Source organism: Paractinoplanes aksuensis (assembly GCF_024137025.1).
GTDB lineage: Bacteria > Actinomycetota > Actinomycetes > Mycobacteriales > Micromonosporaceae > Actinoplanes > Actinoplanes aksuensis.
In genome coordinates, this window is sequence record NZ_JAMYJR010000078.1 from 1 (window position 1) to 12,299 (window position 12,299).

General features: G+C 68.8%; 12 protein-coding genes. 2 read left to right on the top strand and 10 right to left on the bottom strand.

Annotation, left to right across the window (positions count from 1 at the left end; genetic code table 11):
• From M1L60_RS46400 to M1L60_RS46430, 7 genes are all read right to left on the bottom strand, one after another.
• Positions 1-677: IS3 family transposase (locus M1L60_RS46400; protein WP_253244026.1), on the bottom strand; the 677-nt coding region annotated here is incomplete at its 3' end.
• The gene (locus M1L60_RS46405) at positions 674-985 is read right to left on the bottom strand and encodes a transposase (protein ID WP_253244027.1); all 312 of its coding nucleotides are present in this window, start codon (positions 983-985) and stop codon (positions 674-676) included. The genes M1L60_RS46405 and M1L60_RS46400, both read right to left, overlap by 4 nt.
• 27 nt (positions 986-1,012) lie before the next feature.
• Positions 1,013-2,158, bottom strand: coding sequence for an EAL domain-containing protein (locus M1L60_RS46410; protein WP_253244028.1), 1,146 nt, complete (start codon positions 2,156-2,158; stop codon positions 1,013-1,015).
• Positions 2,159-2,268: 110 nt separating this feature from the next.
• The gene (locus tag M1L60_RS46415) at positions 2,269-3,462 is read right to left on the bottom strand and encodes a PP2C family protein-serine/threonine phosphatase (RefSeq protein ID WP_253244029.1); all 1,194 of its coding nucleotides are present in this window, start codon (positions 3,460-3,462) and stop codon (positions 2,269-2,271) included.
• 128 nt (positions 3,463-3,590) lie between these two features.
• Positions 3,591-4,019: an ATP-binding protein gene (locus tag M1L60_RS48475; RefSeq protein ID WP_369077262.1), complete on the bottom strand. Its 429-nt coding sequence runs from the start codon at positions 4,017-4,019 to the stop codon at positions 3,591-3,593.
• Between the two features lie 138 nt (positions 4,020-4,157).
• Positions 4,158-5,324, bottom strand: a complete 1,167-nt coding sequence (locus tag M1L60_RS46425; RefSeq protein ID WP_253244031.1) for a GGDEF domain-containing protein — start codon at positions 5,322-5,324, stop codon at positions 4,158-4,160.
• Positions 5,325-5,590: 266 nt separating this feature from the next.
• The gene (locus M1L60_RS46430; protein ID WP_308208646.1) at positions 5,591-6,136 is read right to left on the bottom strand and encodes a response regulator; all 546 of its coding nucleotides are present in this window, start codon (positions 6,134-6,136) and stop codon (positions 5,591-5,593) included.
• A 194-nt stretch (positions 6,137-6,330) separates the two neighbouring features.
• Between M1L60_RS46430 and M1L60_RS46435 the strand changes: the two genes are divergently transcribed.
• On the top strand, positions 6,331-8,649 hold the full coding sequence (locus M1L60_RS46435) for a putative bifunctional diguanylate cyclase/phosphodiesterase (RefSeq protein ID WP_253244032.1): 2,319 nt from the start codon (positions 6,331-6,333) through the stop codon (positions 8,647-8,649).
• Positions 8,650-8,658: 9 nt separating this feature from the next.
• Positions 8,659-9,114: an alkaline phosphatase family protein gene (locus tag M1L60_RS46440; RefSeq protein ID WP_253244033.1), complete on the top strand. Its 456-nt coding sequence runs from the start codon at positions 8,659-8,661 to the stop codon at positions 9,112-9,114.
• A gap of 6 nt (positions 9,115-9,120) precedes the next feature.
• On the opposite strand, the gene M1L60_RS46445 is transcribed toward M1L60_RS46440, so the two are convergent.
• From M1L60_RS46445 to M1L60_RS46455, 3 genes are read right to left on the bottom strand one after another with little or no spacing between them, the layout of a single operon-like run.
• Positions 9,121-9,738: a class F sortase gene (locus tag M1L60_RS46445; RefSeq protein WP_253244034.1), complete on the bottom strand. Its 618-nt coding sequence runs from the start codon at positions 9,736-9,738 to the stop codon at positions 9,121-9,123.
• Between the two features lie 23 nt (positions 9,739-9,761).
• Complete coding sequence (locus tag M1L60_RS46450) at positions 9,762-10,565, bottom strand: GVDTG sorting domain-containing protein (protein WP_253244035.1); 804 nt, start codon at positions 10,563-10,565, stop codon at positions 9,762-9,764.
• A 27-nt stretch (positions 10,566-10,592) separates the two neighbouring features.
• Positions 10,593-12,125 carry a serine/threonine-protein kinase gene (locus M1L60_RS46455; protein WP_253244036.1) on the bottom strand — a complete coding sequence of 511 codons (1,533 nt, stop codon included), beginning with the start codon at positions 12,123-12,125 and terminating at the stop codon, positions 10,593-10,595.
• Between the last annotated feature and the right edge of the window lie 174 nt (positions 12,126-12,299).

Here is a 12,299-nt window from a genome sequence, read left to right on the forward strand (position 1 = left end):
GCGCCTTCATCCAACCCGCTGGCCGACCCACCGCAACCTCCAATGTCGAAGTGTTGCGACGACCGGTTGAACTCACCGTTCGAGCCTCTATCGCTGTGATGTATGAGCTGTCCGTCGCGGACGTCACGCGACCAGATGCCGTACTCGAGCGCGGCCAGGATCAGATCGGTGTCGCACCGGTCTGAGGTCTTCCAGCCGACGATCCTTCTCGAGAAGACGTCGCGGACGGCGGCCAGCCAGAACACGCCCTCGCCGGTCGGGATGCGGGTGGCGTCGGCCACCCAGAGCCGGTTCGGGCGGTCTGCGGTGAAGTTGCGGTTGACCAGATCCGGGGCCGGAGTGTGCCGTGGGTCCTGCCGGGTTGAGCCGCCGCGCCAGCCGCGGCGCAGGAACGCCCCGTGCCAGCCCTGGCCGGCCATCAGCCGCTCAACGCGCTTGCGGCCTACCCGGATCCCGTCGCGGCGCAGCTGCCGGTGGACGCGGTCGGCGCCGTAGGTGAAGCCGGAGGCCTCCCAGATCTCATAGATGTTGGAGATCAGGCCGAGGTCGACCAGGTCCCGGTCGCAAGGCTGTTCGGCCTGTTCGACCCACTGGTAGTAGGTCGACTCGGCGATGTTCAGGACCCGTAGCAGGAGCGCGACCGCGAAGCGGTCACGGTGTTCGTCGATGAACCTCATGACCGTCGCCGGGTCGGGCCGAGCTCCGAGGCGAAATACGAGGACGCGGCACGCAGGATCTCATTGACCCGCCGCAGCTCAGCGACCTCTTCCCGCAGCCGGCGGTTCTCCTCGGCCATCTCGGTGGTGGGCCGGTCATGACGCTCACCCGCGTCGGCCTCGGCCTGCCGGATCCAGTTGCGCAGCGCTTCGTGATGCACGTTCAGCTGCTCGGCGAGTCGCCGGATCGTCGGCTTCGGGTCCGACTCGCGATACAGACGCACGGCACGCGCTCTGAGCTCATCGGGGTACTTCTTCGGTGCGGCCACGGATACTTCCTCCCCATGATCAGTCGATCATGTTTGAGAAGCTCCGCCAAACCGGGGGGAACTCAGCGCGGCGGCATAGTCCGGCGTCATGACCACCAGGCTGCTTTCGCCGGGAAACGGCTCGGGCGTCGAGCCAGGTCGTAAGACGCTGGCGTAAGCGGCCTGCCGGGTGACGCGGTCGATGTGCGGAAGCCACGGGGCCACGTCGCCGGGTTCGCAGTACGAGCCGAGTACGACAGCATGCTCCTGCCCGTCGATCGCCACGCTGATTCGCTCGAGGGCGGGGCCGATGGCCGCGTCGTGCGCCAGTCCGGTCGCACCTGCGATGGCTACCTCGAAAGGGCTGCCGATCGGCTGGTGCAATCCGGGGCGGGCATCGCGTATCCCAGCAGCCGCGCCGCGGACGTGCAGCTGCAGGTCGGCTGCACGGGTTGGTCGCCCGAAATGCCATCCCTGTCCCCACGTCGCGCCAAGTGTCCGGGCAACATCAACATCCGCGCTCGTCTCGATGCCTTCGGCGATCACCACCGCCCCCGTCCGTGCAGCGGCCGCAGCGACCACCGCGCACACTTCGGCGGTGGAGGGCGCGCAGGGGTTGCGGAGCAGGTGCATGTCGAGCTTGATGACGTCGGGTTCGATGAAAGGCAGGAACGCCAGTGACATCGGGTCGGCGCCGACGTCGTCCAGGGCGATGCCGTTGCCGAGCAGGTGTGACTGACCGGCGATGCGCAGCAGGGCCGCGGGAAAGGTGGACAAGGCCCGCTCGGTGTACTCGGTGACGATGCGAAATGGCAGGTCGCTGAGCAGCAATTCGATCAGCCGGGCCGAGATAGGCTGATCGAGAGCGGCCGGCTCGGCGTTGACGAACAGCATGGGCGGTGTGTTCGCCGCCTCCAGCTCGCACTCGATAGCCCGTTCGGCGCACATCAGATCCATCGGCCCCAGCAGTCCCGCCTGCGACGCGGCAGCGAAGAGGCGGTCGAGGCGTTCGAGGCAGGAGCCGACCGGACCTCGGGCGAGCGCCTCGACAGCGACCACCGTGCCTGTGTCCAGGTCGACGATGGGCTGGAACAGCGGGGTGACCAGCCGGTGCCGCAGAATTGTCGCCGCGTCCAGGGCGTGCTCGTCGTGCTCCGGCACAGCCACGGCATCCGCCGGTCTCAGCCTGGCCATTCCTGACATCCTCCGCCCCGGGCGGCTCCACGTAGAGCGGCTCGTCGTCCTATCGACCGGTCCGGCCCTGGGCTGAGCCTGACGGGATCCGGCGTTGCGAGCGTGCCGGTTCACGCGGGCGGGAGGGCTGGACCGAGCCAGTGCAGGAGCAGGACGGTGGCGTCGTCCTGCAGCCGGTCATCCTGGTGTTTGAGAATGGCGTGGACGAGTCTGCGGGCGGTCTCGGCGGCGGGAAGACGGTCGGCCAGGGCTCGCTGGGCGAAGTCGATGAGCCGGTCGACGCCGAAGGGGTTGCCGTCGTGGTCGCGGGCCTCGGTGATGCCGTCGGTGTAGAGCAGGACCTGGTCGCCGGGTTCGAGCGCTTCCTGGATGATCACCGGAGGCCGACGGTCACCGAGGGTGACCGGAAGCGCGGTGGGTGTGGGCAGCACAGTGACCACGCGTCCGTGGCGCAGCACGATGCCGCTGGGATGCCCGGCCGAGATGACGCGCAGGATGCCGCTGTTCTGGTCGAGTTCGGCCAGCACAGCGGTGATCATGCCGGTGCGGTCGTGGGCCCTGACCGCCTCGTCGAGCTGGTGATAGGTGGCGGTCAGGTCCCGGCCGGCGCGGCGGGCGTTGCGATACGCGGCGATTGCGATCGAGGCCAGAACCACCGCGCGCATGCCGCCGGCGGAGCCGTGCCCGACGGCGTCGAACAGGGCGAGATGGGCGGTGTCGTCGTTGACGGCGTAGTCGAACGCGTCCCCGCCGACGTCGTAGCAGGGCTCCAGGATGCCGGCGATGACGGTGCGGCTGGTGGCGAAGGTCAGCGGCGGGAGCTGGGCGCGCAGCATCTCGGCGGCCAGCCGCATCGGTTCGCGGCGGCGCAGCCGTTCGATGGTGTCGCTGTACAGGTCGCACGTGACCACGAGCTCCCCGACCAGCGCCGCCACCGTGGCGCAGTCGGCGATGGCCTGCTCGCTCAACGGCCGATCGGCAGTGACCTGCACAACTCCCATACGTTCGCTGCCGTCGAGCAGGGGCACCCACACCACTTGACGGCCGTCCTGCTCGCCGCCGACCGGTGCCACGGTGCTGTAAGCACGCCCGGCAAGGGTCCCGTCGATACTCAACGCGGGGCCGGCCGGGGTCCGCCGGCCGGGCAGCGGCCGTAGCTCGTGTTGCTGGTGGTCGACCACATAGATGTGCAGGGTCTCGACATCGAGCAAGGCAGCGGCTTGCATGGCCATGTCGGCCAGATCTTCCGGCCGGGCTCGGTAGCCTTGGCGGATCAGCTGCCGTACGGCTTCGAGCGCGCCCACCGTCACCCCTCTTCCGCCAGCCGGTGCTGTCCGGCTGCCGATTCAACCAGATCAACACCCGAACGGCGGAACCCACATGCAGGCCGGTGCGGACGCACGCACGGCTGAGCGGTAAACGGTCGGCCGGTTCAGGCGGCGCTCAGGCTCGGATCGGTGATCGCGGACAGCTGTGCCCAGACAGCCTTGCCGTGAGGGCAGGTGCGCACGCCCCACGCCTGGCTGAGGGCTTGCACGAGTGACAGGCCCCGGCCGCCGATCTGGTCTGCGGCAGGGTGTCGGGCGCTCGGAATGACGGTGCTGGTGTCGCCGACTTCGACTACGACGGTATTCGCGGTGGCGGTGATGAGCAGTTCGCCGTCGGCGTCGGTGTGCTGGCTGACGTTCTGCACGAGCTCGGTGACCACGATCAGGACATCGTCAATCCATACCGGGTCACCGGCCGGGCCGTCAGGTCTCTGCAACGCAGCCCGGACTCTGTGCCGAAGCGGACGAGCGGGATCATCGCGACGAACGCGGCACCGCAGGACCTGAATGCCGTCGCTACCAGTCCTGCGCATGTCCGACGAATGCCCGGCGTTCTGTCCGGTAAACGCCGGGCAACCATGCTGCTCAATGGTGGTGCGGCGATGAAACAGGAAGGCCGGACGGCGCTGAGGGGATCCACGCCCGAGTCCACCCGGTCGATGCCGGGCGGACTATTCACCGTACGGAAGAAACAGACGGGGTGTCGCAGCCGACCGGCTGGCGCGCTGGTCTGCGGCGACCCGGGTGGCTACGTTGTCGGCGCGGGGTGGGGTCGGGTCGGCGGCGGGGGTACGCCCGAGTCGGCCACGTCCGTTGCGTTTGGCGTCATAGAGAGCGGCGTCGGCGGCGGCGTACAGGTCGCGGAGGTCATGGCCGTGTTGGCTTAGGTGGGCGGTGCCTGCGCTGACCGACAGCGAGAGTTCCCGGCCGTCGGCCAGGTGCAAGGGGTCATGCCGGACGGCATCCACGATGTGCTGGGCCTGGCGGATCAGAGAGTGCAGGTCGCAGCGGGGCAGGAGGATGGCGATTTCGTCGCCGCCCATGCGGGTCAGGGTGTCGTGTGGTGTGCAGTGGCGGCGCAGGACCGTAGTGATGTGGATGAGTGCTTCGTCGCCGGTGACGTGTCCGTGCGTGTCGTTGATGGTTTTGAAGTTGTCGACGTCGAGCCAGATCAGCCCGGGGCCGTTCCGGGGTTCGTGGGTGGTGGCGGTGATCGCGGCGCGGGCCCGGTCGTCCAGGACACGGCGGGTGGCCATGCCGGTGAGCGGGTCGACGGCGGCTTGGTGCTGCAGCTGGGCGATGAGGCGGTGCTGGGTGACGGTGGCTCGGGTGAGCACAGCGGCCATGAGGATCAGCAGGCAAGCCATGAAGGCGAGTTCGGTCAGGGCCTGTCCGGCGGGAAGCAGCGTGTAGACCACGACGGTGTCGCCGATGACGGCGGCCGCGGTGATCAGCACGGCGCCGGGTACGCGCAGGTGCACGCTGGCGTAGAGCACGGGGATGCAAAAGAAGATCTGGCCCGTGAGGCTCGCGTCGGCGGTGCCGAGGTCGAGGGTCACGATCCCGGCCGTCCCGAGCAGTGGGCCGACGACACACAAGGGCGCCGTCCGGTTCTCCGGGAGCACCATCAGGATTGAACAGAACAGGGCGAGCACCGCGGCGCAGATCAGGTGAACGCCCATCAGACTGGATTCGCTGAGCAGGGCTGAGCCGACGAACACGGCGGTGGCCGAACCGATGATGATCGCGACCCAGCGGCGCGCCGTGCGCAGGTTGCGTGGGCCCAGCGCTGTCCCGGCCGCTACCGATGCAGTCACCAGCAACCGGACGAGACCCATGCCCCTTCCATCGGTCTCGGCTGTCGGCATCTGAGCTTCATCGAGCGACGGCAGCTCGGCGGCTGCTTATTGCTGCGGCTGGTTGTCGATGGTGCACAGCGAGCCCAAGACGTTACCGTCGGCATCGATCAAGGGCATCCCGCCGTAAGCGATAACGCCGAGGCCATCGCTGGCGAGACTGTCTTTCAGTCGCGAGTCAGCGCGGGCGTGGAGGTGACGAGCGGGCGTTGAGCGGCCTGGCCATCGCACCGCCGGCTGTCGGCGCGTCAGGGAAGCTCGGCAGTGTCGGCGAAGAAGGCGTTGATCTTCTGGACGGCCGATTCGAACCTGTCCAGATCCAGGGGCTTGGTGACGAACGCGCTGGCGTGGTGACGGTAGCTGGCCAGAATGTCCGGATGTGCGTCCGAGGTCGTCAGGACCACCACCGGGATCGACTGCAATCGCGGATCGGACTTCAATTCCTCCAGCAACTGCAACCCGCCCATCCGGGGCATATTCAGGTCCAAGAGGATCAAGTCCGGCAAGTCTCCCTGTGGTTCGTCGGCCTCTGCACGGAGCTGGTCGAGAGCTTCCCGCCCGTCGCGGGCGCGTTGCGTCACGGGTGGCACAGTTGCGGCGGCAAGGGCCTCTTCGATCATCACGGTGTCCGCGTCGTCGTCATCGACCACGAGGATCCGCAACGTACGCGGCTTCGGCGACGCCATCACACCACCACTTTCCAGCCCGGCGCATCCGGAAAGCAAGAAGCGGTGCGCGTCTGATCTGTTGCCGACGGGAAAGTATACGAGGTCCCCCACCAGGTCGAAGACCACCCCAAGCTGGAGAAAAGTAGCCTTCCGACAACTGACGACGACCGGACTGATGATCAACGCTGCCGCAGGCGGAATGAGACGGGTGGAAGTTGTGTCCGGATGGCCGGACAGCGACTGATCTCACGCTTCGGCCTGCTTGAGTCAGCGCTTGAGCGGCCGATCACTGGAGGCATCACGGGTGAGAGGAACCGACTGTGCTGGTGGTCGTACCGCTGCTGCGCCGCCAGGCGCTGCTACTGCTCGCCGCCGGGCTGGTAGTCGCCGACGCTGTGTGGCTCGGTGCCGGGCTCACACACGAGTGGTCTCATGCCCTGCTCGGATGGCTGCCGCTGCCGGTCACCACCCTGCTGGCCGGCCACGCCTGCTGGCAGGTAAACCGCCACCTCGAACTGGACGCCGAGACCCGCCGCTTCTGGCGGCATCTGACCGCAGCCTGCCTTCTGTTCACCGGCGGAGTGATAGCCAACACGATCGACGCGCTCGGTCATGGCACCCCCTCGCAACGTGTCGGTCCGGCGTCACTGGCCTTCTACCTGTCAGTGCTGGGTGTGGTGCTGTGGGCGTTGCTGCGGTTGCCGTCGTGGCAGCGCACCCGCAGCGACTGGATCCGGTTCGGCCTCGATCTGTGTATGGTGGTGATCACCATCGCCGTCCTGGTCTGGCACCTGTCGCTACGCAACCACCATGAATGGACGATGCAGACCGGCTCGGGCGGGGCGGTGCTGGCCATCACCGTGGTCGGATTCCTGTCGATGGCCACCTTCGTCAAAGTCGCCTTCGCCGGAGCCGGCCGCCTCGACCGCCGTGCCGTGTACACGCTGGCCACCGGCAGCGCGATCAGCGCGTCACTCGGCAGCCTGTCGCCGTTTCTCATCAGCCGCCCCTACCTGTCCACGAGTCTGATCGCGGTACCGGTCGCGGCCTTGAGCATCCACGTGGCGGCGGTGATCCAGCAGCACGCCGGATCACGCACCCCGCCGCCACGGCGATCCTCCCGCCGCGTCAGCATCACGCCGTACCTGGCCGTCGCGGTGACCGACGCGCTGCTGCTGGCCAACACGCGCAGCGACATGACCGAGACGGCAATCATGCAGATCGCCGCGGTTACTTTGACCGGCGTGGTCGTCATCCGGCAGATCATCGCCCTGCGCGACAACAAGCGGCTCCTGAGCACCGTCGACGCCCAACTGTCAGACCTGCGCCGTTACCAGAACCGCCTCGAACACCAAGCGACACACGACAAGCTCACCGGCACCGGCAACCGGGCCCTGCTCGAACGGCACGTCGACGAACTGCTCACCGCGGGGCAACCGTTCCATCTGGTCCTGCTCGACATCGACGACTTCAAAGCCGTCAACGACCGCCTCGGCCACCACGTCGGCGACAGCCTGCTGACCGTCATCAGCCACCGGCTCACCACCGTTGTCGGCGGACGCGGTGTCGTGGCCCGGCTGGGCGGTGACGAATTCGCTGTCGTCGTACCGGCACCGGCAGACCACGTCGAAGCTGTGCTCGAACGCATCCTGGCCACCGTGCGGCAACCAGCAGAACTCGGCGAGCACACCACCGTGGCGGCGATCAGCATCGGCGTCACTGCCAGCCGCACCGGTGACAACCCGTCCGAGCTGCTGCGCCGGGCCGACGTCGCCATGTACGCCGCGAAGACGGCCGGCGGCCACCGGTGGCACTGGTTCGACCAGGCCATGGACGAATCTGCCGACGCGGCCGCACGCCTGTCGGCCGACCTGCGCCAGGCACTGTCCCGCGGGCAGATCTTCGCGCTGTATCAGCCCATCATCGACCTGACCACCGGGCTGTGCGCCGGCGGTGAGGTACTCATGCGCTGGCAACACCCCGATCGCGGGCTGATCAGCCCGGACCTGTTCATCCCCCTGGCCGAATGCAGCGGGTGCATCGTCGACCTCGGCTACTGGATCCTCGAACACGCCTGCCGGCAGACCGCAACCTGGCAGCGCCGCTACGGCGACCACGCACCCGCCAAGATCAGCATCAATGTGTCCGCCCGGCAACTGTCCGAGCCCGACTTCGTCGACCGCGTCCAAGAAATCCTGGAGCGCACCGGCGTCGACACAGGCCGGCTCGTCCTCGAGGTCACCGAAACCGCGGTCTTCGCCACCACTGTCGCAGTGCAGCAACTCGAACGTCTCAAAACGCTGGGCATCCGCATCGCCCTCGACGACTTCGGCACCGGACACTCGTCACTGAGCCTGCTGCTCGACTGTCCGGTCGATCTCCTCAAGGTCGACAAGTCATTCGTCAGCGGCGCCGCCGCCGATCAGGCCGGCGCTCTGATCGTCAAGAACCTCATCGGCTTCACCAGCGACTTCGCCATCGAAGCAGTCGCCGAAGGCGTCGAAACACCCGAGCAGGCCGCCCTCCTGCGCCGGCTCGGCTACCAGTACGCACAGGGCTACCTGTACGCACGGCCCATGCCTGCCGCCGACTTCGAACAGCATTTCACGACGGCCACCGTCATGACACCGACCGGATAGCGAGCCGCCTTGCTCAGCATCGACGCGACCGGCAGCCACGGCTATCAGCCCGGCCGCGACGGCGTACGGCCCGGGTGGGCCGTCGCCGACAACGCCTGCGGGCAGTACAACTACGACCTCAACGAGAACGGCACCGTCAAGCACTACGGCAAGGCACCCGCCGACTACCTGACCACGGTGATCGACAGCAAGGCGTCGTCGTTCATCACCGCGTCGGCCAAGACAGGTGACCCGTTCCTGCTCGAGGTGGCCACCTTCTCCCCGCACGGGCCCTGCACCCCGGCGCCGCGGGACGCCGAGGCCTTCCCCGGGCTCACGGCACCACACGGGCCGTCCTTCGACAAAGTCCCGGCCGACGCTCCCGCGTGGCTGGCGTCGCGACCGGAGCTGACCGACAAGCAGCAGACCACGATCGACCGGGTCTACCGCAAGCGAGCCCGGCGTGAGGCGACCTGGCGCCGGTAGGGGTGGTCAGCGGTCCGCCGTGACCAGCGAGGCGTAGGCGACGATGTTGTCGAGGTAGTGGCCGCTGCGGTCGTCGAAGTCGCCACCGCAGGTGATCAGGCGTAGCCCGGCGTGGTCGATGGCGCCGTAGACCGCGTCGGCCGGGAACTGGTCCTTGGGATAGCGGTCGAGGCGGTTGACGGCGAATGTCGCGGTGACGCCGTCCTGCCGGGCGACCATGATCCGGTCGCCGGGGCGCAGCATGGCCAACCGGGCGAAGGTGCCGTCGGCGCCCCGGTAATTGACGTGCCCGGCGAGTACAGCCGGTCCGAGCGAACCGGGGGTCGGCGCCTTGGTGTACCAGCCGACCGTGTGCGCGTCGGTCGGCACCTGCATGGAGCCGTCGGGATTCTGACCGAGACCGATGACAGCCTCGTCGACGTGGAGGGCCGGAATCCGGACGCGGGTGGGCTCGGATGTCGGTAGCAGCCTTCCCGTGGTCAGCACATCCGTGCCGCTGCGGGTGGCCGGGGCGGAGAACGGCGGGCCGGGCGGCGCGGTCCGGGGTGGTTCGGCGACAGGCTCGTCGTGCCGGCCGACGACTATCGCGATCGCACCGGCGATCGCCAGGACTGCGGCGGCCACCAGCGCAACCTTGCGGGACCGGGTCACCGCTGGACGCGGTTCAGCACGTACGAGCGGCGGCGGGTGACCACGACGATGCCGAGCGCCGCCAGTAGGGCCAGGCCACCGGCGCCGTACCAGACCGTCGCCTCGTCGCGGGTGCTGCCGTCACCGGTGGCGACGCCGCCGACCGGCACCGACCCGGCGGCCGCGCCCGAGACCATGCCGCACAAGGCCGGGTCGGTGGCCTCCTCCGGGATGCCGCTGAGTCCGGCCGACTTGGCCAGGGTGGACTCGCCCAGCCCGGCCAGGTCGTACTTGTCGTTGTCGTTGGCATCGACCCCGTGCTCGACGATGTGCAGGTCCTTGAGGTGCTCAATGGTGCCGGGCGGCAGGTCGGCGCCCGCGATGGTCCGGTCGTACCGCAGATTGCCCTCCGGGTCGGCGGTGGGCATCCGGTCGACCGCCAGCCCGCTCGCCTTCGAGGTGTCGCCCTTGGTGGTCAGAGAGACGAAGATGTCGCCGTACGCGGGCATGCCCTCTTCGGTGCTGACGTAGCCGTTGCCGTTGGTGTCGGCCGACATGTCCGGGCAGTGGAAGTCCATGCCGGTGGTCGAGCCGTGCAGGTGCTGGGCGTGCGGTGAGTTCGGCACCAGCCCGGTCGAGCGGATGCTGATCCTAAGGTCTCCGCCGCTGGTGGCGGTCAGGGTCGCGTTGCCGCTGGCGCCGGAATTGTTGAGTTCCAGGAGCTTGACGTGGACGCTCTCGTCCGCGAGGGCGGCGGTGGGGGTGGCCAGCAGCAGGGCGGCTGCGGCGGGGACGGCGAGCAAGGTGCGGCGGATTCTCATGCAGTTCGGCCTTTCGGGTGGGGGTGTTCAGCGGGCGGATGCGAACAGGTTCACGAGCTGCTTCTGTACGGTCAGCGCCTTCGCCCAGTTCGGGGCGGCGGTGGTGAAGCGCAGCAGGTAGGACCGGTCGCCGGAGGTGGCGACCAGGATCCGGCGTTCGTGCAGGGTGGTGTCCGAGTCGGGCTTCCAGGTGTATTCCCAGTCGGCGCCGCCGCGCTGGAGCAGCAGAACGCCCATGCTGATGCGCTGGTACCCGGGTAGGCCGCCGTCTTTCTCGCGGGCCTGCCAGTAGGCGAGTGGTTGCTGGGTCCGGACCGGCGACTGGTTGACGGTGAAGGCACGCCGCCCGGCCGGGTCGCTGAAGCAGACCTCGTTCCCGCTGGTGGAGCGCTGCCAGCCGGCGGGCACGGCGAGCGCGAAGCCGACCGGGTCACGCGTCCAGATCCATCCCATCGGCAGCCCGGCCGGCACACGCGAGGTGGCCTTCGCGACGGGCTGGGGCTCAGTTCCGAGGTTGCACAGCGCGCCCGCCTGATCCGTGGGGGTCGTGACGGGTGCGGCCGACTCGACGGCGGCTGGGCGTACCGGACCCGGGAGTTGCCGTGATCGGGCGGCGTAGGTGGCACCACCGCTGATCAGGACCGCGAGCGAGAGGCCGGTGATCACGACGGCTCGCAGGCGACGGCGCCGCCGTGGCGTGACAGTGGCGATGCCTCGGGCGACCGGGGCGAAGGTGGTGTTCTCGGCCGGGGGTCGGGGTTTGGGCGCCTGGGTCTGGCTGGCCACGGTCTCGAGCCATGCTGCCGTCTGTTCGGCGTCCGGCCGGCGGTCGGGGTTCTTGTCGAGCAGGGCCAGCAGCAGGCCGGTCAGTGGCCCGGCTCGGCGCGGCGGGTCGGGGTCGTCGTTCAGCAAGGCCTGCAGGGAGGCTTCGACGTCGTCGCGGGCGAACGGCGCCCGCCCCTCGACCGCCGTGTAGAGGGTGGCGCCCAGCGACCAGAGGTCGGCCGGTGCGCCGGCCTCCTGCGAGCGCAATTGTTCCGGGGCGACGTAGTGCGGTGAGCCCAGCCGCGGGTCGGGCCGGCCGGCTTCCCGGTCGCCGATGATGGCCAGGCCGAAGTCGGTGAGCACGACCCGGCCGTCGGCTGCGAGCAGGACGTTGCCCGGTTTGACGTCGCGGTGCAGCACCCCGGCGGCGTGCGCGCTGCGCAGGGCAGACAGCACACGAAGGCCGAGCCGGGCGACCTGTTTGGGGGCCAGCGGACCGTCGGCCTGAACTACCTGGTGCAGAGACCGGGCCTGGACGTATTCCATGACCAGCCAGGAGCGGTCGTCCTGCCAGACGACGTCGTAGACGCTGATCACGCCGGGATGGTCGAGGCGCGCGGCAGCGCGCGCCTCCCGCATGGCCTGGGTGGCCAGCAGGGCGGTCGATGGCACGGTGATCTCCTTGACCGCCACCACCCGCTCGAGCAGTTCGTCCCGAGCCCGCCACACCTGGCCCATCCCGCCCGAGCCGATCAGGTCGAGCAGCCGGTACCGGCCGCCTACCAGCTCGTTCATCACGTTGCTCCGATCCCGTCGTCTGGGTGGGATTCGAGGCCGGTGGTGTGACGGATGGGTCGGATCTCAGCCGACGGTGACCGTGATGGTGTGCTGACCGGTGGCGCCGCTGGGGAAGGGCTTGGCCCGGGCCTCGGTCTGCACCTGGCCGGCGCCGTCGGTGGCGCGGACCGA

Bases quoted from the DNA above. Each gene is read 5' to 3' on its own strand.
- M1L60_RS48475 (WP_369077262.1), bottom strand. From the start codon at position 4,019: ATGCGCAGGACTGGTAGCGACGGCATTCAGGTCCTGCGGTGCCGCGTT.
- M1L60_RS46410 (WP_253244028.1), bottom strand. From the start codon at position 2,158: ATGGCCAGGCTGAGACCGGCGGATGCCGTGGCTGTGCCGGAGCACGAC.
- M1L60_RS46455 (WP_253244036.1), bottom strand. From the start codon at position 12,125: ATGAACGAGCTGGTAGGCGGCCGGTACCGGCTGCTCGACCTGATCGGC.
- M1L60_RS46450 (WP_253244035.1), bottom strand. From the start codon at position 10,565: ATGAGAATCCGCCGCACCTTGCTCGCCGTCCCCGCCGCAGCCGCCCTG.
- M1L60_RS46425 (WP_253244031.1), bottom strand. From the start codon at position 5,324: ATGGGTCTCGTCCGGTTGCTGGTGACTGCATCGGTAGCGGCCGGGACA.